Raw genomic sequence first — 25,640 nt, 5'->3', positions numbered from 1 at the left:
ATCTTTGTATATTCAATGAACAAACAAAGAATGACGCAGTAATCACATAACTATTACAAAAAAAGGGTGATCCTCATGTCTTATTTTATGGGTTTGGATTTAGGCACTTCTGCAATCAAATGTATTCTAGTGGATGAAGCCGGTACTGTCATTGGCTCACATTCTGTTGAATATCCGCTCTACCAGCCTCATCCTGGTTGGGCCGAGCAAAACCCCGAAGATTGGTGGAACGCCACCGTCGCGGGCATTCGCGGCCTCTTTGCAAGCACTGGCGTTAGCAGCGACGCGGTAGCAGGTATTGGCTTCTCCGGCCAGATGCACGGGTCAGTGTTCCTTGACGAGGCGCAGCAGGTCATCCGTCCTGCGCTGCTCTGGTGCGATCAGCGCACCGCGGAGCAGTGCGCCTACATCGAGGCGACCGTCGGCGAAGCCGAGCTCGGCCGCCTCACAGGCAATCGGGCGCTGACCGGCTTCACCGCGCCCAAGCTCCTCTGGCTCCGGCAGCATGAGCCGGAGCACTACGCCCGCGTTCGGCATCTGCTGCTGCCGAAGGACTACGTCAGGCTTCGCCTGACGGGAGCGTTCGGCATGGACATGGCCGACGCCAGCGGCACGCTGCTGCTCGATGTAGCCCATCGCAGCTGGTCCCAAACCGTCGCAGAGCGGTTGGAGATCCCGCTCGAGTGGCTGCCGCCGCTCTATGAGTCCGGCGACATTGCCGGGCACCTGCTGCCAGAAGCAGCAGCGCTCACCGGCTTAGCCCCAGGCACGCCGATCGTTGTCGGCGGCGGCGACCAAGCATGCGGCGCCGTTGGGGTTGGCGTCGTCCGCCAAGGCATCGCCTCGGTGGCGCTTGGCACGTCCGGTGTCGTCTTCGTACACGACGACACTTACCAAGTGGATGAAGCTTATCGGCTTCATTCCTTCTGTCACGGCGTGCCAGGCAAATGGCACCGCATGGGGGTTATGCTCGCAGCAGGCGGCTCCTTCCAGTGGTGGCGTAACCACTTTGCGAGCGAAGAGCTTGCTCAAGCGCAGCAAGAAGGCAAAGATGTCTACGAAATTCTGACTGCTGATGCAGCAACAGCTCCACTCGGAAGCGAAGGCTTATTGTTCTTGCCTTATTTATCTGGGGAGCGTACGCCTCATCCCGATCCGAAAGCACGTGGCGCTTTCATTGGGCTCAATCTGAGACATGGGAAAGCACATTTGACCCGTGCTGTACTCGAAGGTATTACCTTCGGTCTTCGCGATTCCATGGAATTAATTCGGGAGTCAGGTATTGAAGTAACGGAACTTCGTGTTAACGGCGGCGGTGCTAGAAGTCCATTCTGGCGTCAAATGATCGCAGATATCTTCGGAATTCCAGTCGTTACGGTCAATTCAACCGACGGCCCTGCCTACGGCGCAGCGATCATGGCCGCATCAGGCGTTCTCAATGTAGATATTACGAAATTATGCGAAGATTGGATTAAAGTCACAGATCGTGTAGAACCGATTGCGGCTAACCAACAAAAATACGAGGCTTATTATCAAGTCTACCGTAGCCTTTACCCTACGCTGCAAAGCACCTTCCATCAATTGACGGATCTTGTGGAGCAATCAGAAAACTAAAAAAAAGGTTGAGCAGGTCATTGACCTGTTCAACCTCTTTTTTATTCGAAGAAACCCGCCTATGCCGTCCGGTTTTGGTGCTTCAAACCCGCTCTCGCAGGTGGGTGTCCGCAGAGGTGTATTTGAGGTCCCCTTTCGAGGGCATGTCAGCCACACTTCAATATAGGTCTCCCTAGAAACAGTCATTGGTTTAAAACAACTTAAAACCGTTACGAGCATCGCAGATTTCTTCTGTTTTCTTATTATAGATCCAACCTCGCTGATTATCAACTGGAAGGATTAGTCTCTAGTCTTGTCATTCTCATCTTTTTTATTCAAGCTAATTGTAGAATCGGTTTCTACAAGCTCAGCTTCTTCGCCATTTTCCTCGTCAGCGGCTTCTGCTTCGGCCAATCTCTGCTGCTCCTTCTCTTCCAACTCCTGTTGCTTCGTCTGCAATTTTGTAAAGCTGCGGTTAAACTGCCAGAACGAGAACGTTGCCACAATAGCTCCCATGAAGAAAACAACCAAGAAGAAATTGAACTTCGTTAAGCAAATATAAACAATAACCCCATTACAAATGAGCAGGACGATGGAATTAATCGGATTACCAATTGTAATTAAAATGGAGTTTTTAACAATTTGAAAAATCTTCATGTGCAAATGTACGATAATCGAGAAAAAATTAAACAAGGCAATGATCATAATTACCGTGAAGGCAATAAATAGGACGGCTAGCACCTTCAACGAGCTACCTTGCTTCAAGTAAAAGAAATAGTTCACTGCAATAATGACGAAGATTAACACAAAGAAGATACCGCCAAGCATGCTTTGCAAATAGTTTTCTTTGTATCCACGGAAAAATGTTTTTAACAATGGAACATCTTCTTCCCCGGTTACCCATTTCCTAGCTACTGCAAACATAGCCGTCGTTGCGGGAAATAAAGTAAACGGTGCCAAAACTGCAAGAATCGGCAGCGTAGCTTTCAGCGCGTCCGGTGTTTGACTTACCAACCCCATAAAGAGGAAAAAGAATACCGGAATCGAGCAAAGCATCCAAAGCAAATTAATAACGGATAACCGCATAATCCACTCCGATATTCTGTACAGTCCTCCCATAACTCCCTTAAACTCCAAAACTGCTTCCTCCTTAGCGTTTCCATCTGGAAACTTTCTACGTTGTTTGCTACTGACATGATGATAAGCATGTCTTATTTGTATATGTACTTAATTATAGCCTATTTTTCATCATATAGGTAGACGTCTAGTCGTTATAGGTTCTTTTACATACTATAGTATTGTCTAATCGCACCACCCCCATATCTTTATTCAGGAGGTTGATACTATGTCTCATCCAGTTGGAACATCCGCAGGTGCTATTTTGGTGCTATTTATCTTGTTAGTTATCATCACTAGCTCTTTTGTAATCTAATCTCTATATACAACTTGTTAAAAAGGCGGAGATCCTCAGGATCTCCGCCTTTTTAGTGAAACATCTTATTTGTTTACAAGTGTATCTTCACTTTTGCGTGGCGCTCTGGAACGATCACGGTTTCCGGAGTTATTGCTTCCGTACTCGCGGCTTCTGGAGGAAGAGCTGCTTCCGCCTTCTCTGTTTGAACCATAATCTCTGCTATCCTTACGCGGGTAACGGGAACCGCCGCTGTTGGATCCACCTGTTCCTGATCCACCGTAACCACCGCCGCCTTGACGACGATCTCCTGAACCTGATCCTGAACCATATCCGCCGCCAACACGTCTACCTGAGCTGCGAACGTCGAATTTTTTCTTTCTTGCACGAATCGGATCTTCTGGCGTCAATTCAATGTTAAGATCTTTCTTGTCGCCTGTTAGAAGCTTCATCGCAGCTGCAAGCAAGTTTACGGAATCGTATTGCTCAAGCATTTGAATTGCTAGGCCTTTAAATTCGGAATGTTCTTCTTTTTGAAGCATATCCAAAATACGCTCAGCCGTCATTTTTTGTTTTCCTTCAACCGCTTCAGCTAAGCTTGGCAAAGGTTTTTTGTTGATTTTATGACGAGTAACCTTCTCGATGAAGTGAAGGTGATCGATTTCTCTTGGCGTTACGAAAGTCCAAGCTGTACCTTCTTTACCTGCACGACCTGTACGGCCGATACGGTGAACGTAGCTTTCTGGATCTTGCGGAAGGTCAAAGTTAATTACGTGTGTAACACCAGATACATCTAGTCCACGCGCAGCAACGTCAGTTGCAACAAGGACATCGATACTGCCATCGCGGAATTTTCTCATCACGTTATCACGTTGATTTTGGGACAAGTCACCATGAAGGCCTTCAGCAGCATAGCCTCTTTTTTGAAGAGCTTCTGCCAACTCATCTACCCGACGTTTCGTACGTCCAAAGATAATAGCCAAATCTGGTGCTTCCATGTCAATCAAACGGCTAAGTGCTTCAAACTTTTGTTTCTCATGCAATTCAATGTAAGCTTGCTCGATCAATGGAGCACTTACTTGTTTCGGGATAACGGAAACGTGTTCTGGGTTCGTTAAGAATTGTTGTGCCAATTTTTGAATGTTAGTTGGCATTGTAGCAGAGAACAACATCGTGTGACGCTCTGCTGGAACTAGCTTAAGAATGGATTGGATGTCATCCATGAAGCCCATATCAAGCATTTCATCCGCTTCATCCAAAATAACCGTTTGAACATCATCTAGCTTGATTGTTTTGCGGTTAATATGGTCAAGAAGACGTCCTGGTGTTCCGATGATGATTTGCGGTTTCTTTTTCAAAGCGCGGATTTGTTTCACGATATCCTGTCCACCGTAAATTGGCAGAGAACGAATGCCTTTGAAACGACCGAGTTTTTCAATCTCTTCCGCAACCTGAATGGCAAGTTCCCGTGTTGGACACATGATTAAAGCCGAAATGCGCTCTTCTTTTACATTGATTTTATTAACTAGTGGAATACCGAAAGCTGCCGTTTTCCCAGTTCCTGTTTGTGCTTGCCCGATCAAATCACGGCCTTCCATGGCCAATGGTATTGTTTTCTCTTGGATTGGTGTGGACTCTTCAAAGCCCATTTCCGTAATCGCACGTAATACTGATGCGTCTAAACCAAACTCCTGAAATGTTTTCAAATAAATTCAATCTCCTTTTGTACAGGGCAGGCTAATGCCTTGTATCTTTTTTACCCTTAAGTACGACTTCCTATCCGTCTCTATAGTTTCTTGGTGGAATACACTTTCGACTCGTCATCTTCCATGATCCAACTGGCCGCCCTTAAGAACATCTAAAATATTATAGCACAAGTGATACACACATTGCCAGTGGCTACTTTTGATCATTCGAACGAAACCGAATGAATAAGTAACTCGTATTAAAAGGGAGAACAATAAAACGGAATCAAGCAGAGGAGAGTTTTCAATGTCCCTATTTAAACGTGTCAGCAATATTCTTCGTAGTCAGAAACAAGTACCTACAACCGCATCCACTGGTAATCCACTAGAAGATTCTCGTGTTGGCGATATTGTTAATGTTGACTTAGAGGAATATGTTATTTCCGGTAAGGTCGTTTATTTTGACCGCGGCTTTGCTCCACATCGTTATGCTTATTATCTACAAAGCGGCAAAAATATTCAGTGTTTGATTGTGGAAAAAGGCAGAACCTATGACTGCTTCTTATGCAGCTTTGTTGAAGGAGCGTTAGACGATCCGAATGATGTTCCTACTCGATTAGAGCTGGACGGAGATGTCACTTTCGACTTGGAATTCCATCGCAATGATGTCTCACGTACAGAAGGCAACACGGATTTCCGTAGTGGAGATGATATTATTTTTTGGCGTTATTTCGGGCCAGATCAGCGCTTCTTCTTCCTACAATGGCAGGATGGTAAATTCGTAGCCCTAGAGGGTGAGCGTACACCAGGCAACCAGATCAAATTTTTGAAATCGACGCCTTAGACGCAGCTATGTTATCATTGAAATATGTTTCGTTTGTTTCGGAAAGGAGGACTACTAGAATATGAAGAGATGGACTTCATGGCTTTCTTTCTTAGTTATTATCGCTCTTCTAACTGCATGTGGCGCTGATGCCGGACGTTATATCAAGGATGAATATCCGTTAGTAAGCGTTGATGGCAAGGGAAGCAATATGTCGAAGGTTTATGCAGTTGAAGGCAAAAACGTGCCGACAGTTGCAAACGAACTTGCTGCTAAAGAAACACCAAAAGAGAAGAGTAAGGAATCTGAGGATCAGATGTTCCTTGTTTATAAGGACAAGGTTATCAACATTCAGAAGGATCCAAGTGATAACAAAAATACATTAGTTCAACTAGACAGTATCGAGTATGCCAAGAGCCATTATGACTCCTCTTTCTTACAGGGTTATTTAACCGCCACACTGCTTCAATCCTTATTTGGTGGAGGATGGTTTAACAATAGAGGATCCTATGATTATCGCGGCTACACGCAAACACCGAATTACAAGTCGGGAAAGGGGACAACAACTTCACCGGGGGCGGATTCTAACAAGGCGACAAAGCCTACTACATCTGATCGAACAGGGGGCTTTACGAGCGGCGCAGCAAATCCGAGCTCTGGAAGCTCCTCAACAACACGTAAGAATGATGGTTCAACGCCAAATAAAGTAACAAAGCCAACAACAAGCAAGCCAAGCACTACCAAAAAAACTGGCTCCTTCAAGCGCCGCTAAACCCTTATTGTAAGCTGTTGTCCAAGACTTGGACGCAGCTTTTTTCATGTCCCCCCATTTATTTATCCGATGGTTAAATAATCATTGCAGTTTTAGAAGAATGAATTATACTTGCAATATGCTGCATACTATTTTAGAGGTGATTTTTTTTGAAAAAGGCGCTAGATGTTCTAATCATTCTAGTTGGCGCACTGCTTGTCGCAGTCGGCTTCAATATGTTTCTCATTCCCCATCAACTGCTAAGCGGCGGAGTTTCGGGAATCGCCATGATAATTGGTTATTTTACAGATTACAACATCGGATTTCTTTATTTATTGTTTAACATGCCTTTAATGATTTGGGGACTCGTTTCGATTGGTCGACGTTTCATCATGATCAGTGTTGCATCAGTTGTTTTAACAACGTGGATAATGCAAATTATTCCAACCAGTTTCGTTGCTCAAGATTCCATGCTAGGTGCTGTTTTTGGTGGCGTGCTCATTGGAATCGGCAGCGGTATCACGCTTCGAATCGGCGGCTCCAGCGGTGGATTTGACATTGTTGGCCTGATTTTAACCCGAAAGTACGATTTTCCACTTGGTACCATCCTTTCCTCGATGAACGGAATTGTCATCGTGGCACTTGGCTATTTTAAAGATAATTGGGATCTAGCCTTGTTTTCAATGTTAGCCATTTTCATAAGCGGGAAAACTGTTGATATGATACATATCCGCCACATTAAAGTAACAGCGTTCATTGTCACGAAACATAAGGATGCCATTATTAATAGTCTGCTAATGATTCCACGAGGCGTTACCTTAATTAAAACGGAAGGTGCGTACACGAAACAGCAGCATGATATGCTAATGACGGTTACGACGCGCTATGAGCTCGTAGAATTAAAACGAATTATTAAAGAGATTGATCCGAAAGCGTTCGTGAATATTGTGGAAACAGTTGGTGTTGTAGGGGAATTTCGTAAGCCCAAATGAGAAAACCTTTTTCGAGGCCATTCAATATGAGCGACCTCGTTTAGATGTAGGTTTTATCGCCAATAAGAAAGTTGTATTCGGTAACCGAATACTTTCCTTTCTTATGTGGACATAAATCGTGCCAACTGCCCCTTTATTCCAGGTTGAATTGTGTTATAATGAATGTAATTTCATATAGTTCTGGTTTTCATCGATGGTAGGTTCAGGCGTAGTTCTTATTCTAATCTTCTGATTGGAAGGGTGATGCTTGTGGAGACAGTCAAATTATCCAGGATTGTAATGAAATTAACGCCCGAGTTGTATCCCTCTTTAACCAGCTATGAGTTGGAATCCGAGATCGTCTTAAGGTTCGGTATAGAGGCACTCGCAGCGGAAGATGTCATGGAAATTATTCAATTCAGCATTTCGGAACATCATAAGGACACCCTGTACCATTGAGGGTGTCTTTTTTGGGATCGCTTTTCCTTATAGATTTATTAAAATTGTAATAAATAGGCTATATAGGTTATGATAAGTCCATGATATAATAAAGCTAACTTAAATTTTACTGGAGGTGTCTGGAATGGGAGCTTTATCTCCTTGGCACATCATTCTCATTGCGATCGTTGCCCTATTATTGTTTGGGCCGAATAAACTGCCTGAACTTGGTCGTGGTTTTGGCAAAATGTTCCGCGAATTCAAAGATGCAACAAACGGAAACAGCGGCAATTCGTCAACGGATGATCAACCGTCCATCGCACGGAAAGAAATTAACCCTGAAGTAGCAAATACGGACTCAGGACAAGTTAATAAGTAAGTTCTAGAACCCCCGAAGCGTACGAGCTTTCGGGGGTTTTATTTGTAACAGATTTCTACAAAAGCCTACAAATTTCCTATGTGCGTAGTTGCTTCCTTGCTTTATAATAAAAGCTAGAAACAATGATTGGAGTGGACTTATTCATCATGGAAATATTACTCGCCTCACTTGCCCTCATTTGGGGTAATGTTACGGCTGCTAACCCCGATGCAAGCTTTGAACAGCTTGTGCAGGCTTCGCTCGATGCGAAGAACGCTGTAGCAATCGTACAACCTGTAACGCCTGCAACACCTTCTGACGTGACGGATCCACTCGCACCTGTCAACAAACAAGATCCGCAGAAGGATGCCCCCGTGGTCAAAGGGATTTACTCAACTGCTCATAGTGCAGGCGGTTCCCGACTCAATACGCTTGTAAAGCTACTTGATGATACGGATCTGAACGCGATGGTTATCGATGTGAAAGATGACTGGGGCTACATCACCTGGGAAACCGGGAATGCCGAGCTTGATACAATGGGAACAACTCAGAAAATCATTGGCAATATGCCAGGTCTTATGACAACGCTTCAAGAACATAACATTTATCCAATAGCACGTATTGTCGTCTTCAAAGACACGGTTCTTGCTAAAAAGAAACCAGAATTATCTTTTGTTAATCCAGATGGAACTTTGTGGGGTAACGGGAAGAACCCTCCTGATAGCTTTGTTAATCCGTACAACAAAGAGGTTTGGGACTACAATATTGCCGTTGCCAAGGAAGCCGTCAAAGCTGGATTTAAAGAAATTCAATTCGATTATGTTCGTTTCCCTGAAGGCTTCGAGAAAAGAGCAGACATTCTCAGCTACACCAAGGATGAACGTTCACGGATTGACGCTGTTTCTTCTTTCGTGAAATACGCTAGGGAACAATTGTCACCTCTCGGTGTCCGCGTTTCGGTCGATATATTTGGCTATGCGGCTTCCGTCCCTGCTGCTGAAGGTATTGGTCAAGATTTCGAGAAGATCTCGCAAAATGTTGACGTTATTGCTCCGATGATTTATCCAAGCCATTACAGCACGGGCTGGTTCGGTTCCAAAGTACCTGATGCTGCACCATATGTCACAATCAACGGTGCTTCCAAGGATACCATTAAGAAACTAGAAGCGATTGATAAGAAGGGCTGGAAACCTGTTATTCGTCCTTGGATACAGGACTTCACCGCATCTTGGGTGCCTGGATATATTAAGTACGGCAAACATGAATTAGATGAACAAATTCGTGCCCTGAAAGAAAACGGGATTAACGAGTATCTCCTGTGGAATGCCAACAATAACTATACAGCCAATGTAAGCTATTAATGGTCGCAAGTACCCTGAGAGCGAATTATGCTCTCGGGGTATTTTTATGCAGCGTCCGGGTTTACATCCGGTTTCTATTTCATTTATCATTGTAGGTATTCATTTCGAAACTCAAAAAGGATGTGATGACATGTTGAAAATTGTTGCCATGACTGGCATGGATTTAACTTCTATGCATGAGCAAATGCCCCATGACTTAAAGGAACGCTGCCAATTCCATTGGTTTGCGTCTTCGAAAGAAGCTGCTGAGCTGATTCCGAATGCCGATGTTCTCCTTTCAGCAGGTCGCTTGCACCCTGACATCCTCACCCGTGCAACGAATCTGAAATGGGTACAAACGATATCAGCAGGCGTTGATAAGCTGCCTTTAGAAGAGCTCGCGCAGCGCCAAGTAATCGTAACGAATGCTCGTGGTGTACACACCATTCAAATGAGTGAATTTGCCCTCAGTCTCATGCTGCAATGGGTTCGGAAATCTAACTTGCTTCATGATAATCAGCAACAACATGTGTGGGACAATCAAGTCCTCTTCGGGGAGTTGCACGGCAAGACGATTGGCATAATCGGTGCAGGTGCCATAGGTGAAGCAGTTGCTCGTAAGGCAAAAGCATTTGATATGTCAGTCATTGGCCTGAATCGCTCAGGGACCCCGCAAGCCGCTTTCGACACAACCGTTCACGGGGAAGATGGCCTGCAGTTGCTGCTGTCACAAAGCGATTTCGTCGTCGTGCTGCTTCCGAGCACAGTGAAAACACGAGGGTTTTTACGTAAGGAGCATCTAGAACTGATGAAGCCGAGTGCCTTTTTCATTAATTTGGCTCGAGGTGACGTCCTGGATGAAGATGCTTTGATCCAAGCCTTACAGGAAGGAAAGCTTGCTGGCGCAGCATTAGATGTTTTTGCCCAAGAACCTTTACCCTCCACTTCTCCACTTTGGGGCATGCGCAATGTCATTCTGACTCCGCATATCGCTGGGTCATCCGTCCATTATACGGATCGGGTATCCTCCATCTTCTATCACAATTTACGTGCGATGCTGGATGGCGGAGACATGATCAATGTGGTGGATTTGGCGGAAGGTTATTAGTTAGGCGAACACGTGGTTACATGCTAAATCCCCCTAAATGGGAGCCTGTCAGAGAAAAACTTCTTTCTCGGCATCCCCTATCGGACACATCGGTCGTTATTTCTGCCCATATAGCTAGTTTCTTGATCTAACGGACACGATTGCCGTTATTGTGGCATTATAACCTAATAAAAACCGCCCTCTCAAACAAAAAGCACCTTATCCTACTGAAACACTTAGGATAAGGTGCTTTCTTTACATGCTAATTGCGTCAAGACCTCGCATATAAGGTCTCAGCGCAGGAGGCAAATAAATCGAGCCATCTGACCGTTGATGATTTTCCAGCAAAGGGATTAGGATACGCGGCGATGCAACGGCTGTATTGTTCAGCGTGTAGCAATAGCGCAGTATCCCCTCCTTATCCCGGTAGCGCAAATTGCTGCGCCGAGCTTGAAAGTCCAACAGGCTCGACGACGAATGCGTTTCGCCATAAGCCCCGCGGCTAGGCATCCATGTTTCAATATCGAATTGCTTGTAGTTTTTGGCCCCCATATCCCCCGAACACACCGCTACAACACGATAGGGTAGTTCTAGGAGAGCAAGTAAATCTTCGGCATTTTGAGTAATCTGATGCAGCATCCGATCCGCTTCATCCGCATTATTCTCACAAAGGATTACTTGTTCAACCTTCGCGAATTGATGAACACGATATAATCCTCTTACATCTCGGCCCGCCGAACCCGCTTCTTTGCGGAAACAATTCGACACAGCTGCTAACTGAATCGCTCCCTCCGATAGATCAACGATCTCCCCTGCGTGGTACGAAATCAATGGCCCTTCCGAAGTCCCGACTAACCACGTGTTGTCTTCAGGCAGTTCATAAGTCTGATCTTTGCCCGCTGGGAAGAAAGCCGCATTCAGCAGGGTTTCCTCCCTTACCATTAAAGGCACATCCATCACTGTGAATCCTCGGTCTGTCAGCATGTCTATCGCTAACTGCTGAACGGCTCTGTGCAAATAAAGCCCCATCCCTTTGAGATAATAATTTCGGCTACCGGCCACTTTAACACCGCGAGTGACATCGATCATGTTTAATGCTTCACCCAGCTGCAGGTGATCTCGCATTTCGAATGCAAAGACCGGGATTTCGCCAACGACTCGCAACTCAACGTTCTCTGCATCGCTAGTTCCGTATGGCGTATCCGGCGAAAGTAAATTTGGTATTTTCAGCATGAGCGCATTGAATCGTTGTTCGTATTCCGTTAATTCGGCTTCTAGTTCAGCTAAGTTCTGATTCCAGCCGCGCACTTGCTCCTTCAAGCTTTCTGCTTCAATGGTCAACTTCCGCTTCATATACAACGCAATTTGCTCCGAAGCGCGATTGCGCTCTGCACGCAGCTGATCCACATGCCCAAGCAATTCTCTTTTCTTTTCATCAACTTTGAGCAGTTCCTCTATGTGGCATTCTACCCCTTTTTGAGTTGCTGCTGCTTTCACTTGCTCTTGGTTACCCCGAATCCATTTGATATCCAGCATTTCCCGTCACCGCTTCCTTTTCGTATGTTTGAAAAAGACAAAGAACGCCCTCAGTCCGATTGGGACGAGGAGCGTTCTGCTCGCGGTGCCACCCAACTTGATGAAGACACTATCTGTCATTCATCCGCTTGGTTCCGCGATAACGGGCGGTGCCGGTTTATTTAGAGAAGGACTCTTAAGATCCTTCCGATCATGAACGTCTCCGAGTTGGATGCTCTTCATAGACATGATGTCGATTTATATAATGTTGGTTATTATAGCTGAAATAACAATGAAGTTCAATACTCAAACCGGAAATTAGGCTTATTGCGACAAACGGCTTGCCAATTCGTAAAGCTCCATGTTAAAGGTACGTTTTGTGTTCACAACAAGATCAATATCCGTAGCGACTAGTTCACCTTTGATGATACCACAAGCTTTGGAAGAATCACCTTCCATTAGTTTACGAACAGCGAAATCACCTAGACGACTTGCCAAAATACGATCATTGTGAGTTGGAGCACCACCGCGTTGAATATGACCAAGAACGGTAACACGAGGCTCAATCCCGTTCGTTTCTGTGATCTTATTGGCAATGCCTTCGCCAGTTCCTGCACCTTCAGCAACGAGGATAATACTGTGACGCTTGCCATGGTTGAAGTTCTCCTTCATCCGATTAGCCACCTCAGTGATATCCACGTCCACCTCTGGGACAATAATCGTTTCAGCACCACTAGCTAGTCCAGCGTAAAGTGCGATTTCACCGCAATGACGCCCCATAACTTCAACAACCGATGAACGTTCATGCGATGTCATGGTATCGCGTAGTTTGTTAATTGCATCTACTACGATGCTGACTGCTGTATCAAATCCAATCGTAAAGTCTGTAAACGGGATGTCATTGTCAATCGTACCTGGCAGTCCCATCGTTTTGATTCCTAATTTACTAAGCTTGTTCGCACCTTGATAGGAACCATCCCCACCAATAACAACCAAGCCATCAATCCCGCGTTTACGCAAGTTATCAGCACCGATTTGTTGACCTTCAGGTGTCATAAATTCTTTACAACGAGCCGTTTGAAGAATCGTCCCTCCGCGTTGAATGATGTCACCTACGCTGCGCAAGTCCATTTTACGGATATCATCATTAATGAGACCTTGATACCCACGTTGAACAGCATACACTTCGAGCCCATGGAACAATGCGCTTCGAACCACTGCTCGAACGGCTGCATTCATCCCCTGAGAATCTCCTCCACTGGTTAAAACGGCAATTGATTTTACTGCTGACATTTTAATTTCCTCCTTCATAATTCTTGTGAATGACATTCATGATGTCGTACGGATATACATGCTATTTATCCAGAAGAACAGTCGTGTTAATGGGCTGTTTTTCATTAAACGCTTTGAGATTTTCTTCACTTGGTGTTGACTGTTGACCTTAGGGTCAGATAAATAGAGAGCAAGCAAACCTTCGATTATCATACGATGAAATCGCGGATGTTCCAAGAACAAAATTTTACTACGTGCCTCTTGGGCGATGAAAGCGATTCGCTCTACGGTAGTATCCAGTGAGTCGTAGTAGGTACAGAAATTCAGATCTCCGCCTTCACTATCTTCTTCCTGATCAATTAAATAATCAAGCAGGATATGAAGTCCGCACACATATGGAAAATAAGCTTCCCGAATGGAATCCACCTGCTTGTCCGTCAGAAATGGGTCACAGGCAGCCAAAAACAACATAAACATACCTAAAGTTGATCCTGTGGCGGCAGCAAATTCATTCCAATCGATCTGGCGGTATTTCTGATGATGATCATTCCACCAGTGATGCAGCTGATCTTCACGCAGATCTTTACGAATATGCTTGTACACCTGTAAATCACAGTACAAACCAACGAATTCTTTTACCTGATCAGCCACTTTCAGATACGATGGCATCTGGCTGATACACGCCTGACATTGCTCAACAAGCTCCGTTAAATAGCCACCATCTTCTTTCTCAACACGATAAGCATAATATTCATGCCGAGGCTGGGTAGGGTCAACGGCGTCTAGCATCGATTGATGCAATTGCCGAAAATCCAGAGGATCCAATGAAGTACTTCGATCACACAAGTTATCTAAATAGTCACTGATGGTTTGGAAAGCTACAATAAGCGGAATGAGTACATGACGCATCGATAAATGAGCAGCTGCATATACAGCTCCTCCTTGACAATGAAATTGCTTCGTCGCGATACTAGCTAAGGCTTGGGTACGAAGCTCTTCATCGGGAATATGGGCTGCTTTGCTTTTCCATAAGGTCAGCTGCTCATTTACTTCCGGTAATATATAGCGATATACACTAATCATTAATCGGACGGGTCCTTGCGGAACCCTCGCATGACTTCTTGTGCTACTTCTGCCCAATTGCTTCAAGTAAGCTTCCTCCACAACTTTGTTCATAGCAGAATTGAAGTAATAATTGCATTTCAGCTCGCTGGATATGTCGCAGCCAACTATCAACCGTTGGGTTCTGAACAAGCGAAACCTGGATTTCAATCACATCAATAAAGACATATGGATTCCAAACTGGCGATGTTACAAGAACCTCAAGCTTATGACGAAGAGCTTCATTCTCCAATTCAATGAAGTCCTTGAGCGATAGGCTATCTCTTACACATTGGATTAGGTTAGAAAAAATAGGATGATGGCCAACATCGTTAAACCAGTATTTCGCATTGCTATAATCGCCTTCCATCCGATGCATCAGTGCATGCCAGTAGCTCCCAGTAGCATTCGTAATTTCCTGCGAAATATCGTGCGATTTATCCAGGCTCTCATTGAGTAGAAAGAGACCCGCTTTAATCGCTAAGCCATAGGGCAACTGCTCTGGACTTCCTTCTGTTATCGCAGCTGGCGATAGAGCTTCAATACGCGCATCCATGGCAACATCCCATTCTTCAATCGGATACAATGCCGGGAGATGCTCTAGAAGTGGTTTCGCTATCGTTCCAAGCCAGTTATTCCCATCCTTATTGCTTTGCATGCAGTCATTCTCCCTTCATTGACAACCATTAATGGTGGGTTTTAGATTCTAAATCCTGATTAGTGCGGAACCAGAGATGAAGATCATTTATGATTGAAGCCAAGTCGGCAATATCGGAATTCAAACGGCAGGAGGTTACAAAGTCGTCTTCCAGATCGAGTTTATTTTGCTTTTCAATGATTTGTGCTTCCAATTTCATAATGCGATCAGGGATTACGCCCCGAATTTGTTCCCATTGTAATAATAGATGTATACGAATTGCAGCGTCATACATGTCCCACTCCAATTCCAAAACGGGAATCTCGATGCCTAACCGCTCATCATACTGAAAATAATTGTTCATTGCTATGTACCTCCTTGCAGGCCAAACAGTCTGTCTTGTTAAAGAAACATTCTACCTTTAAATGTATCACTTCAAACCTTGGGTTTCCAGTTAAAATTGTATGTCAACCACATTTCATTTTCTGATATACTTAGTAAATGTTTTGCAAAACGCGAAGGAGTGCGATTTGGATGAACGCTAAGACATTAAAAGAAACGATCACATGGAAACAGCTCATCTCCTTTTTCCTCCCCCTCGGTCTTTCTGCAACACTTGTTACCCTCTCACATGTTATTATTAATAGCACTTTGGCTAGAGCGGATAATCCCGAAATGGTCATTGCCAGCTATGCCATCCCCTTAAGTCTACTAGGACTAACTGAGAAACCCGTTGTATTGCTCCGGCAAGCTTGCTCTGCACTTGTAAGGGACCGCGTATCCTTCCGCGCCATGGGTGTTGTCAGCTCTTATGTATTTGCTGCAATCATTCTGCTTGGCCTTATACTTTGCTACACACCGGTTGGCGAATGGGTGTTTATTTATTTTTTTGGCGTAGAACGCGAAATGTTAGCCGCAACACTGAGTGTATATCGCATTCTCATGTACGTCAGCATCTTCTCTGGCATGCGATGTTTGTTCCACGGTATTATTATTTTCAATATGCGGACCAAATGGCTGACGATCGGAATGGGTGTCAGAATCATCGCGATGTATGTATTATCCTTATATTTCATCACGACGGATCAAGTGTCCAGCGGTCGAGTTGGTGCGATTATCTTCCTTGTAGGTATGATCATTGAGGCAACTGTTGCTATATGGGAAGGTACTAGCTTACTGAAGCGTGTCATTCCAGAGAAAGCACCGAATCATCCTATTGAGACGAAGAAGCAAATTTTCAGCTTTTATAAGCCGCTATTATATTCCTCTGTAATTGCCGTTATTATCGGACCGTCGATCAATGCCATGTTAGGCAAAACGACACATATCCATCTAGCCATCTCGTCCTTTGCCATTGCTGGCTCCTTAACTCAGCTTGTTATGAGTTTTTTTTCGTACATACATCAGATCGTCCTTAATTTCTATCGTAAAGATGCTGTACGGGTTAAAACGTTCATTCTCATTCTGAGCTTCATCCCAGGAACGCTCATTGCGATTCTTGCCTATACACCAATCGGTCCCTGGTTTATGACCCATATCATGGGCGTGAATGCCGAGCTGCGACAAGCCAGCCTTAGTGCAATGCGTATTTTCATGATTATGACGATTGTATTCCCATGGCTTGATTATATGAATGGAATTATCATGCTGAGAGGCCAAACTAAAATCATGGTTTTCTCGCAATCCGCGAATGCTACTATTACGGTATTAACTTTATTCGTTGCCATTGCAACTGTTCCAGGCTGGAATGGAATGATTGGCGCTCTTGCGCAATCGGTGGGCATGCTGGCAGAACTGCTTGTCGTCATCTATGTGCTAAAAAGGACTGCGGAACTTCAGCAACCTAGCCTAAAGCAACAAAATATGTAATGAAATGGTGATGATTACGTTTGTCAAATTCAAATCCGGTCGAGAAGAACGATCGATTGCTTAAAATGTTTACTCTTTCCTTTTTCATGACGATGGGAATTGTTGTTACCTTTTTCCCGCTTTATTTCGATTATAAAGGATACTCCAAAATTCAAATCGGCTTGCTGTATGCCATCGGGCCGTTAATCGGTATTGCAACCAACCTGCTCTGGGGTTTCCTGAGCGACCGCTTTCAAACCGTAAAGAAAATTATGATCATTCTGATCCTCGGTCAACTCGTGACAGCAATCTTAGTATTTACAGCAGGTTGGTTCTCCCTTCTCTATGTCTGTCTGGCTGCATTTTTCTTCTTCCAGCAACCGGTAAACTCCTTAAATGACAGCCAAGTCATGCTGCATATCCGATCCAGCGGGAAGAGCTATGCCTCCTTCCGCGCCTATGGGTCCATTGGCTTCGCACTTTCTGCAGGTGGCTTCGGCTTATTGCTGCGAGCATACGGAACGGGACTTACACCCGTACTCCTTTTTATGACGATAGGCTGTACTTTAATCATTCTTTTATTGCTGAAAGATACGCGTCAAGGCGGCAAGAAGATGGCATTCGGCGGCATGATAAATATCATACGATCCAAAAAATTCATATGGTTCCTTGTGCTCGTAATCATCATGTCGGTTTCGCATCGGTTCAATGATGGCTTCCTTGCACTGTATATGCGTCAACTAGGTGCTTCCGATTCACTCATCGGCTATGCTTGGATGACATCTGCGTTAAGTGAGATTCCAGTATTTTTCTATCTAAGCAAGCATGGCCATCGCTTTAAGGAACTGCCGTTACTTGCCTTTGCCGGTGTCATATATGCCTTCCGCTTCATCATGATGAGCTTCATTCAAGATCCAACTTGGGTGATTGGCATTCAACTCCTTCACAGTCTAACTTTCGGTGTTTTCTTATTTACAGCGAATCGCTATTTGAGCCAGATTATTCCGGATGAATATCGATCCTCAGGTCAAGCGATATTCGCGGTAGCTTGGTCCAGTATAGCTGGCTTGATTAGCGGCACGGCAGGTGGCTGGATCTACAATTCAGCTGGTGGCAGCACTGTCTATATCATTGCCGCGTGCTTATCGACAACCTCAGCCATTGGTTTTCTATGCACCTATCTATTCCAGAAGAATGAGGACGCTCTTCCTAGTCGATGATAAGAAAACCTTTATCGAGGCCATTTGGGTGTCGCGGCAGTTGTGCTCCTAGCCCATCTCCCCTATAATAAGGATATAGTCTTAGTACCAAGTAATAAATTACACAGAATAATATGAGCAGCAAAGGTAGGTACACATTTACTATGAATTATGAAGATTTCAAAGCCATCGTCCTTGAACGACGCAGCATTCGTAACTTTACAGAGCAAGAAGTCGCAGCCCAAGATATTCGTGAGATTATTGACTGTGCGCGTTATGCTCCCAGTGATACGAATTCACAAACGTGGAAATTTATCGCCATTCGAAATACAGAAAAGATCAAACATATTGAGCAATTGACTTGGGATCAGCTTCACTTACGTGCCGCGGCTGCCGAGGAAAAAGGACTATCCAGAGAAGCACGTATGCTCGTTAGATCCTTCGGACCTTACGCGACGGCCTTCTCGGATGCCCCTGTTCTCATCATTTGCTTGGCAACACCGTATGAATCCAAGTTCCGTGATCGCATTTTCGACCCGATTGAGCTCGTCGATGATCATGTCTGGGCCGAAGAAGGCATCAAGAGCTCCTGTTTAGCTTCACAGAACCTGATGCTTGCTGCACATGCACGAGGCTTAGCAACGTGCCCTATGACGGGCCCTGTGCTGCTAGCACAGGATCAAATCCGAGCTTATCTTGAGATTCCGGCAGAATATCAAATTAATATGGTTATTTCCCTAGGTTATCCGAAGGAAAGACCAGGGAAAATGGCACGCAAAGAAGTGGATGAGATTCTTCAGATCATCGACTAATTGGAAAGGAGCTGTCCGCGAGTGCGGGCAGCTCCTTTTTTACATACCACAAGACTAGTTCTTAGATCCAGACACTTGTAACGATTTATGTTTCCTCATGAGGGTGAGGCCGTTACACAAATTATCGACATTCTATGGGATGGCTTATTCCCGCCGAAATAAGTTCAAGAAACAAAAAAGACAGTCCCGAGCGAACCCGAGAACTGTCTTTGTTGCTTGTGCTATGACACTATTTATAAGTAGGGAGTCCCAGTATCTTATAATTTGGTGACGTTAGCTGCTTGAGGACCACGGTTACCTTGAGTAATATCAAACTCAACGGATTGGCCTTCTTCTAATGTTTTGAATCCTTCGCCCTGAATTGCGGAGAAGTGAACGAATACATCGTCGCCTCCATCAACAGAAATAAAACCGTACCCTTTTTCTGCGTTAAACCATTTCACTGTACCCTTCAAATGAACAACCTCCTAAAAATATCGCCATCTATGACGAATAAGGAAATTATACCATTCGCAAGGTGAAAAATCAACGGAAATTACGAGTCGGACATGCTGAAATTTGTTGATGTACCAAGGTATTTCACTATGCAGAGGGCTATTTTTTTATGCATAAATATTGGTGAGAATTTGGTAAAAAAGGTAGACTAGCTTCTCTCTTTTGAACGGTAAATCCGTCACGCTCACATTCACTTATTAGCTCATGAAGATGTGAGTATTCCACTGTGCGGAAATTCATCAGCGGGTACACTCGTACTTCACCACCCGGCTTGCAAACACGAAGTAATTCTCTGATCGCGGCAATGTGAAATGCATAGTCGAACTGTTCTTCATATAAAAAAAGAAAATGACTGCACATCACGAGGTCAAAGCTTTCCGATACGAACGGAAGCAAAGGTAAGGAAGCTGTATGATATCTCGCTGCGCCCTCTGAGCTTGAAAAATCTTCGATAAACCGCTGTAAGGCATGAATACGCCCTGCCTTATGCCTCTCAACAGATCCGTAAAACGTCCAGTCGTAGACATCCGCTAATTTCGCCATCTTCGCTGCGACATGCTCGATCTCTTGCATGCCATGTTCCGCAATTGCGCTGGGTGACTTCTCATATAAAGGGTCAACCGCTTCAGCGTCAATTCCAAGCTGACATGCTTCTGTCGTAAACGACGATGCGCCACCTGCAACATCTAAGACACGTTTTCCGATCAAATCCTCTGTCTGCAGCATAAACATCTTCTCGTATTCCACTAACGATCTCGAGGTCATTGCAACCCCAACTTGCTCATACACACGTTTCTGTTCCATGCTCATCTCTCCTCAACTCAGCTCATAACCCCTTCCCTCTGGAAAGGATTAGGAGGATTTTATCATGAGAGCTTCACAGCTGCAACAAGAAATTTACGAAAAATAACGAAAAATACGATCAGCCTGTTTGGAAATAGCAGCATTTTATGATACGATTGAAGACATCTATAAGCTTATTACAGAAACGAGGATCAATCATGTCACATCAACCCTTTAAAAGACATACGATTTATAAAAAAGATAAATGGAACATGCTCAATGTTGAGGTGCAAGGTACGAAAATCGTCCTAACCGAAATCACCGATCAATGGGGTGAAGAATGCCACACATTTATTGGACGACCTGCCATGCTGCACTGGGCCAGCGAGCGCTTTGCCAAAGATAAATTCGATGGCACGGAAGAAGAATTGCAAGCCATTATGGAAGCTTTTAAAAACGTATAAATCTTGACTATTTTAAGAGGTGCTGCATATAATAAAAGTATAATATAATAGCAATACTCCAAAGGGGAGTAGCTGATACAGTAAAGTCGTCAATTCGGATCCTCATCAGATCCCGGCTTTATTGGCAACGACAACGTTGTTAGCAAGACCTTTGCCATTTTTAGTGGTGAAGGTCTTTTTTGATGAATTAGAGCCTTCACCGGTCATCGGTGCTGGGCTCTTTTTGCATCTAAAAACCTTGAAGGAGTGTGTTCGCGTATGGATTGGTTATCAACGGGCTTTTTCGTTTCTCTGCTTAGTATTATTCTGATTGACTTGGTGCTTGCTGGGGATAACGCCATTGTCATTGGGTTGGCTGCACGCAATTTGAAAAAGGAAACACAGAGGAAAGTTATCCTCTGGGGGACGGTTGGTGCGATTATTATTCGAGCACTCGCCACGCTAATTGTTGTAACGCTGCTTAAAATACCTGGACTACTGTTAATTGGCGGAATCTTGCTCTTATGGATTGCTTATAAACTCTTGAGCGAGAAAAAAAATCATGAGAATATGCAAGCGAAAGATGGCATGTGGGCTGCTATTCGAACCATCATTATCGCCGATGCCGTCATGGGATTAGATAATGTCATCGCAGTCGCTGGTGCAGCACACGGGAATTTCCTGCTCGTTATCATTGGTCTTCTGGTAAGTGTGCCTATCGTCGTCTGGGGCAGTACGCTATTCATTAAGTGGATCGAGAAGTTTCCCTCCATTATTTATATCGGTGCAGGAGTACTTGCACTTACCGCTGGGAAAATGATTACTGGAGAAAAGTTTCTGACTCCCTTCTTCGCATCCAATCCACTAGGTAAGTGGTTGTTCATTGGTTTGCTCATCCTCCTTGTGCTTGGTGCAGGCAAATGGTCCAAAATGATTGGTTATCAGGTAAGTGTCGGAGACAGCGGACAGTTAACACTTCCCAAGGAGCTAAGTGAAGAGGCTCAGATCTCGCCTGAGGATCGCTATACCGTCAAAATGGATTCGCGCGGCAAGTTCATTCTCGTGAAAGAGGAAAATGATGATACGACCAACGAAACGATGCAGCATGCAGGCTAAAAAAGGAATTTTGACGCGAGGCAGCGAAAATTAGTATCATGCACTTTGAAACAAGTGACATACTCTATTGGAAAAAGGATGATTTCCCCATGACCGATTCTGGATCTATACTCACATTTGTAATTGTATCCTTTTGTCTGGCGATCATATTGATTATGAAAAAAGACAGCCTTCCGGCACAAATGAAACGCTATCTTGCTCTACTGGCGATTGTTATGGTTTCCATATCCTTCGTTCTGATCTTGCTTAGCTTTTTCCGAGCAGGAACTTGAATTTAATCCTAGACAAACGTGCTCATCCTCAATGGACGACGGAGTCGTTTGTTTTGTATAATGAGAATATCTCTATCGAGGTTATTCAAAGATGAGCGACCGCTATTCTACCCCACAAATTGACGCTCACCTTCGAAGAAAAATCCGATTACTTTGTGGGGACCCCTGGAGAGGTAGATATTATCGCCAATAAGAAAGCTGTTTTCGGGAACCGAAAGCTTATACTTTCTTATGTGGTCATAATTGAACACGCAATCGGTCATACTAGGTGAAAACCATGTTATGGGATTTCAGCTAGAACATTCCTCATGGGAATATGCCGGGAGCGTGACCGCAATGCGCCTTCTTTATGTAACGGCTGCAATGGGAATTCTTCTAAGCTCAATCCCTGTAGCTGATTTACACGCAAAGGATACCAGCTTAACCCAATCTCAAAACAAGGACAGGAGGGCTCCGATGACTCAATTATTGGAACGCAAGCAAGTACCGGCCGAGCACCGTTGGCAGTTGGAGGATTTATTTGCCAATCAGAAGGCTTGGGATCAGGAATTTCAAGATGTGAAAAGCTCGCTTAGCAAAGTCAGTGCCTTCCAAGGAAAACTTAACGATGCTGCTTCCGTGAAGCAAATTTTCCAGTTGGAAGATGAACTCTCTGTGAAAATGGAAAGATTATATGTCTATGCCAACATGAAGCATCATGAAGATACAGCAGAACCTACTTATCAGGCTTTATCCGAAAAAGCCAAAAAGCTCAGTGTCGAGGTAGGCGAAGCCGCTTCCTTTATTTCTCCAGAAATTCTAAGCCTTTCGGACGAAAAACTTCAGCAGCTTGTGAGTGATCCTTCCTTATCTTTTTATAAAGATACGCTCGAAGAAATGATTCGTCAGAAGCCTCATACGTTAACCAAAGAACAAGAAGCTCTTCTTGCTCAAGCGGGAACAATGGCGGGAGCACCTAGCACAATTTTCGGGATGCTGAACAATGCGGATTTGAAGTTCCCGAAGGTGAAGAACGAAAAAGGTGAAGAAGTCGAGCTTACACACGGCAGCTATATCCAGTTCTTAGAGAGTCGCGATCCTGAAGTTCGGAAAAATGCGTTCAAAGCTGTTTATGAAACGTACCGCAACAATAAGAATACGATTGGCGCCACACTAAGCGCGAACATCAACAAAAATATTTTCTACGCGAAGGCGCGTCATTACCCTTCAGTTCTTGAATCCACCCTGTTCGGTGACAATATCAAGAAAGAAGTGTATACGAACTTAATTTCCACCATTCACGAATCCTTGCCTCAGCTGCAGCGGTATCTCAAACTCCGTAAAAAGCTGCTCAAGGTCGATGAACTACATATGTATGACCTCTTTGCACCGCTAGTCGAAGAGTTCAAAATGGACATTACCTACCAGCAAGCGAAAGAAGAAATCAAGAAGAGCTTAGCTCCGCTAGGCGAGAATTACTTGAAAATTCTTCAAGACGGCTTCGACAACCACTGGATTGATGTTTATGAGAACAAAAACAAACGTAATGGTGCTTATAGTTGGGGTGCTTACGGCACTCATCCTTACGTGCTGTTGAACCATAAAGACAACTTGAACAGCATGTTTACGTTGACGCATGAGATGGGCCACGCGATTCATTCCTATTTGTCGGATGAGAACCAAGAGTATCGTTATGCGCAGTACACGATTTTCTTAGCCGAAGTCGCGTCTACGCTGAACGAAGCTCTTCTCATGGATTACCTTCTGAAACGCGTAACGGATCCGAAGGAAAAAATGTACCTGCTCACATACTACGCAGACCAGTTCCGGACGACCGTATTCCGGCAAACGATGTTCGCTGAATTCGAAATGATCACGCACGAGAAATCGGAACAAGGCGATTCCTTGACGCCACAAGAGTTCAGTGAAATCTACTATGGCTTGAATAAGCTCTACCATGGCAATGACATGGTTGTGGATCAAGATATCGAGATGGAATGGGCTCGTATCCCACACTTCTATAACAGCTTCTATGTGTATAAATATGCGACAGGCTTCTCGGCGGCTACTAGCTTTGCTAAACAGATTTTGGATGAAGGCCAGCCAGCGGTTGATCGCTACCTCGGCTTCCTCAAAAGCGGCGGCAGCGACTACTCGCTGAACATCCTTAAGAAGGCAGGCGTAGATATGTCAACGCCTGAGCCGATTAAGCAAGCGATGAGCGTATTCAGCTCATTGCTGGATCAAATGGAAGAGCTCACGAAGTAAGCGATTCAGGGATTCATCCTGCCCCTCGGTTACACGCCGAGGGCGGATAGCAAGAAAAGAAAAAGGTTGAAAGCAGAGGCTTTCAACCTTTTTCTCAAATAGAGATAGAGAGGATGATGGCTAGATGAAGATGCAATGGATTCTCATCAGCGCTTTAGTTTTTGCTCTAATCACCGCAGTTTTTGCTGTCGTTAATGTGGATCCGGTACAAGTGAACTTCATGTTCGCGACAACTTCCACGCCTTTGATTCTTGTCATTTTAACTTCGACCTTATTAGGCGGTCTGATTGTTGGCCTCTTCGGCATGGTTCGTCAATACAAGCTGCAGCGCAAAGTAAAACAACTGGAGAAACAGCTTCATGATGCTTTACATCCTACAGCTGTGTCCCCATCTGGTGCCAATCTCGAACACAGCGAGCCCAGCGTATAATGTGCTCAAAAGTTCACAATCAGAGCGGTAATGTGCTTAAGATTAGGCAAATTACCCCTCCGATTAAAGAGGACCCTGCGTTCACCACATCATTACTCATCCCTCGAAGACCACGGATTTGTCTTGCCTTCCGGTTACAATGATCCTGCTTCTCGATCGTTTTACCACAAACCTCACAGCGAAACATAACCTGCAGTGTCGCACCTAACCAGGAATCCACGAGAGACCCTGCTAATCCAGCAACTGCACTAAGCGAGATTAAGATGAGTATGGAGCTGTTCACCACATCTGACCCCCCAAACTGGTTAAACAGTCCCCCTACAAGACCTATAAATGCCCCACCGATTAAAGAAGCTATCAATCCTAAACCCGTAATTCCCCCTGATGTTCCTGCATCGACTCGCTTTCCACTCACGATAGACCGAGGAATTGACTTGCTCATTCCGCCGATTTCAGTTGCCCACGTATCCGCGTTTACTGTTGCCATTACGCCCAAAAAGAGCAACCACCATACTGGATTCGGCCAGATCGCATTTCCGATACACAGTAACAAACCAAGGCCGCCATTGGCAGCAACTTGACCCGCGTCACGCCTTCCCCCCTTGGCATAGCCACTTTCTGCTGCTGCTTTGCGCTGATGCTTAAGCTTCGACAGCAGGCTAGACGAGATGAAAAACGCGATAAGTGTACCGAACCAAGCTAGGCTACCCCATGCATACATCGTCGTTCCGAGCAGCACTGCCGCGATCCCCCCGGATAAAGATAAGGATTTTTTCCAATACGCTGCGCCTGCAATGATCACGCTTCCTATGAATCCATATAGCCACGGCATAAACAGGGTTCCCCCTTCTTTTCACTTTCTTTTCAAAGAGTCATTATGTACATTGTATCATATTCGATCTAAGTCTCTTATCGTCCCTATCTGTTAAATAAATTCGACAACATTCGGGTTTTCCTGCAGAATATTAACCATAAACAGCCAATTATATGATAATATGAAAGTGATAAGCGAT

At 44.7% G+C, this 25,640-nt stretch carries 26 protein-coding genes and 1 other RNA gene; 16 read left to right on the top strand and 11 right to left on the bottom strand.

Annotated elements, in window-relative coordinates; translation table 11 throughout:
* The first annotated feature begins 75 nt into the window (after positions 1–75).
* Entirely contained in the window at positions 76–1,614 is a 1,539-nt protein-coding gene (gene xylB, locus AC58P7_RS01775; protein WP_497339675.1) for a xylulokinase, read from the top strand.
* Positions 1,615–1,662: 48 nt separating this feature from the next.
* Here the strand turns inward: xylB and ssrS are convergent.
* From ssrS to cshA, 3 genes are all read right to left on the bottom strand, one after another.
* Positions 1,663–1,844, bottom strand: a non-coding RNA gene (gene ssrS, locus AC58P7_RS01770) — 6S RNA.
* 49 nt (positions 1,845–1,893) lie between these two features.
* Positions 1,894–2,730, bottom strand: a complete 837-nt coding sequence (locus AC58P7_RS01765) for a YesL family protein (RefSeq protein WP_497339673.1) — start codon at positions 2,728–2,730, stop codon at positions 1,894–1,896.
* A 360-nt stretch (positions 2,731–3,090) separates the two neighbouring features.
* On the bottom strand, positions 3,091–4,710 hold the full coding sequence (gene cshA / locus AC58P7_RS01760; RefSeq protein WP_497339672.1) for a degradosome RNA helicase CshA: 1,620 nt from the start codon (positions 4,708–4,710) through the stop codon (positions 3,091–3,093).
* 286 nt (positions 4,711–4,996) lie between these two features.
* On the opposite strand from cshA, the gene AC58P7_RS01755 reads away from it, so the two are divergent.
* The 7 genes from AC58P7_RS01755 to AC58P7_RS01725 all read left to right on the top strand — a co-directional run bounded on the left by AC58P7_RS01755 (position 4,997) and on the right by AC58P7_RS01725 (position 10,478).
* Positions 4,997–5,533 (top strand): DUF4178 domain-containing protein, encoded by a 537-nt coding sequence (locus tag AC58P7_RS01755; protein ID WP_497339670.1) that lies wholly within the window; start codon positions 4,997–4,999, stop codon positions 5,531–5,533.
* A gap of 61 nt (positions 5,534–5,594) precedes the next feature.
* Complete coding sequence (locus tag AC58P7_RS01750; RefSeq protein ID WP_497339669.1) at positions 5,595–6,284, top strand: DUF4247 domain-containing protein; 690 nt, start codon at positions 5,595–5,597, stop codon at positions 6,282–6,284.
* A gap of 149 nt (positions 6,285–6,433) precedes the next feature.
* Entirely contained in the window at positions 6,434–7,255 is an 822-nt protein-coding gene (locus AC58P7_RS01745) for a YitT family protein (protein ID WP_497339668.1), read from the top strand.
* A 243-nt stretch (positions 7,256–7,498) separates the two neighbouring features.
* Positions 7,499–7,693 carry a hypothetical protein gene (locus tag AC58P7_RS01740; protein WP_028556555.1) on the top strand — a complete coding sequence of 65 codons (195 nt, stop codon included), beginning with the start codon at positions 7,499–7,501 and terminating at the stop codon, positions 7,691–7,693.
* A 124-nt stretch (positions 7,694–7,817) separates the two neighbouring features.
* Positions 7,818–8,051, top strand: a complete 234-nt coding sequence (locus AC58P7_RS01735) for a Sec-independent protein translocase subunit TatA/TatB (RefSeq protein ID WP_497339667.1) — start codon at positions 7,818–7,820, stop codon at positions 8,049–8,051.
* Positions 8,052–8,197: 146 nt separating this feature from the next.
* The gene (locus AC58P7_RS01730; RefSeq protein ID WP_497339665.1) at positions 8,198–9,391 is read left to right on the top strand and encodes a putative glycoside hydrolase; all 1,194 of its coding nucleotides are present in this window, start codon (positions 8,198–8,200) and stop codon (positions 9,389–9,391) included.
* 130 nt (positions 9,392–9,521) lie between these two features.
* Entirely contained in the window at positions 9,522–10,478 is a 957-nt protein-coding gene (locus AC58P7_RS01725) for a D-2-hydroxyacid dehydrogenase (protein ID WP_497339663.1), read from the top strand.
* Positions 10,479–10,712: 234 nt separating this feature from the next.
* Here the strand turns inward: AC58P7_RS01725 and serS are convergent, their stop codons facing one another.
* From serS to AC58P7_RS01700, 5 genes are all read right to left on the bottom strand, one after another.
* Positions 10,713–11,993, bottom strand: coding sequence for a serine--tRNA ligase (gene serS / locus AC58P7_RS01720; RefSeq protein WP_497339661.1), 1,281 nt, complete (start codon positions 11,991–11,993; stop codon positions 10,713–10,715).
* Positions 11,994–12,296: 303 nt separating this feature from the next.
* Positions 12,297–13,265: a 6-phosphofructokinase gene (gene pfkA, locus AC58P7_RS01715; RefSeq protein ID WP_497339659.1), complete on the bottom strand. Its 969-nt coding sequence runs from the start codon at positions 13,263–13,265 to the stop codon at positions 12,297–12,299.
* Positions 13,266–13,301: 36 nt separating this feature from the next.
* Positions 13,302–14,327 carry a tetraprenyl-beta-curcumene synthase family protein gene (locus tag AC58P7_RS01710; protein ID WP_497339942.1) on the bottom strand — a complete coding sequence of 342 codons (1,026 nt, stop codon included), beginning with the start codon at positions 14,325–14,327 and terminating at the stop codon, positions 13,302–13,304.
* 43 nt (positions 14,328–14,370) lie between these two features.
* Positions 14,371–15,003, bottom strand: coding sequence for a hypothetical protein (locus AC58P7_RS01705; RefSeq protein WP_497339658.1), 633 nt, complete (start codon positions 15,001–15,003; stop codon positions 14,371–14,373).
* Between the two features lie 28 nt (positions 15,004–15,031).
* Positions 15,032–15,346 carry a hypothetical protein gene (locus tag AC58P7_RS01700; RefSeq protein WP_497339657.1) on the bottom strand — a complete coding sequence of 105 codons (315 nt, stop codon included), beginning with the start codon at positions 15,344–15,346 and terminating at the stop codon, positions 15,032–15,034.
* 170 nt (positions 15,347–15,516) lie between these two features.
* Between AC58P7_RS01700 and AC58P7_RS01695 the strand changes: the two genes are divergently transcribed.
* The 3 genes from AC58P7_RS01695 to AC58P7_RS01685 all read left to right on the top strand — a co-directional run bounded on the left by AC58P7_RS01695 (position 15,517) and on the right by AC58P7_RS01685 (position 18,841).
* A complete protein-coding gene (locus tag AC58P7_RS01695) occupies positions 15,517–16,851 on the top strand; it encodes a multi antimicrobial extrusion protein MatE (RefSeq protein WP_497339656.1) in 1,335 nt (444 codons plus the stop codon).
* A 65-nt stretch (positions 16,852–16,916) separates the two neighbouring features.
* Positions 16,917–18,050: an MFS transporter gene (locus tag AC58P7_RS01690; protein WP_497339941.1), complete on the top strand. Its 1,134-nt coding sequence runs from the start codon at positions 16,917–16,919 to the stop codon at positions 18,048–18,050.
* 143 nt (positions 18,051–18,193) lie between these two features.
* Positions 18,194–18,841 carry a nitroreductase family protein gene (locus AC58P7_RS01685; RefSeq protein ID WP_497339655.1) on the top strand — a complete coding sequence of 216 codons (648 nt, stop codon included), beginning with the start codon at positions 18,194–18,196 and terminating at the stop codon, positions 18,839–18,841.
* 257 nt (positions 18,842–19,098) lie between these two features.
* On the opposite strand, the gene AC58P7_RS01680 is transcribed toward AC58P7_RS01685, so the two are convergent.
* Both AC58P7_RS01680 and AC58P7_RS01675 read right to left on the bottom strand, forming a co-directional pair.
* Positions 19,099–19,296, bottom strand: a complete 198-nt coding sequence (locus AC58P7_RS01680; RefSeq protein WP_028556542.1) for a cold shock domain-containing protein — start codon at positions 19,294–19,296, stop codon at positions 19,099–19,101.
* A gap of 139 nt (positions 19,297–19,435) precedes the next feature.
* Complete coding sequence (locus AC58P7_RS01675) at positions 19,436–20,140, bottom strand: class I SAM-dependent methyltransferase (RefSeq protein ID WP_497339654.1); 705 nt, start codon at positions 20,138–20,140, stop codon at positions 19,436–19,438.
* Between the two features lie 197 nt (positions 20,141–20,337).
* Between AC58P7_RS01675 and AC58P7_RS01670 the strand changes: the two genes are divergently transcribed.
* From AC58P7_RS01670 to AC58P7_RS01650, 5 genes are all read left to right on the top strand, one after another.
* Positions 20,338–20,583 carry a hypothetical protein gene (locus AC58P7_RS01670; protein ID WP_497339652.1) on the top strand — a complete coding sequence of 82 codons (246 nt, stop codon included), beginning with the start codon at positions 20,338–20,340 and terminating at the stop codon, positions 20,581–20,583.
* 258 nt (positions 20,584–20,841) lie between these two features.
* On the top strand, positions 20,842–21,678 hold the full coding sequence (locus AC58P7_RS01665; protein WP_497339651.1) for a TerC family protein: 837 nt from the start codon (positions 20,842–20,844) through the stop codon (positions 21,676–21,678).
* An 89-nt stretch (positions 21,679–21,767) separates the two neighbouring features.
* Positions 21,768–21,950: a hypothetical protein gene (locus AC58P7_RS01660; RefSeq protein ID WP_028556538.1), complete on the top strand. Its 183-nt coding sequence runs from the start codon at positions 21,768–21,770 to the stop codon at positions 21,948–21,950.
* A 456-nt stretch (positions 21,951–22,406) separates the two neighbouring features.
* Complete coding sequence (pepF, locus tag AC58P7_RS01655) at positions 22,407–24,197, top strand: oligoendopeptidase F (RefSeq protein WP_497339650.1); 1,791 nt, start codon at positions 22,407–22,409, stop codon at positions 24,195–24,197.
* A gap of 124 nt (positions 24,198–24,321) precedes the next feature.
* Positions 24,322–24,627, top strand: coding sequence for a LapA family protein (locus AC58P7_RS01650; protein ID WP_497339649.1), 306 nt, complete (start codon positions 24,322–24,324; stop codon positions 24,625–24,627).
* A 19-nt stretch (positions 24,628–24,646) separates the two neighbouring features.
* Here AC58P7_RS01650 and AC58P7_RS01645 read toward each other — a convergent pair whose 3' ends face one another.
* A complete protein-coding gene (locus AC58P7_RS01645) occupies positions 24,647–25,459 on the bottom strand; it encodes a DUF92 domain-containing protein (RefSeq protein ID WP_497339648.1) in 813 nt (270 codons plus the stop codon).
* Positions 25,460–25,640 lie beyond the last annotated feature (181 nt).

It is taken from the genome of Paenibacillus sp. J22FR5 (assembly GCF_059691975.1).
This window is presented reverse-complemented; position numbering and strand designations above follow the sequence as displayed.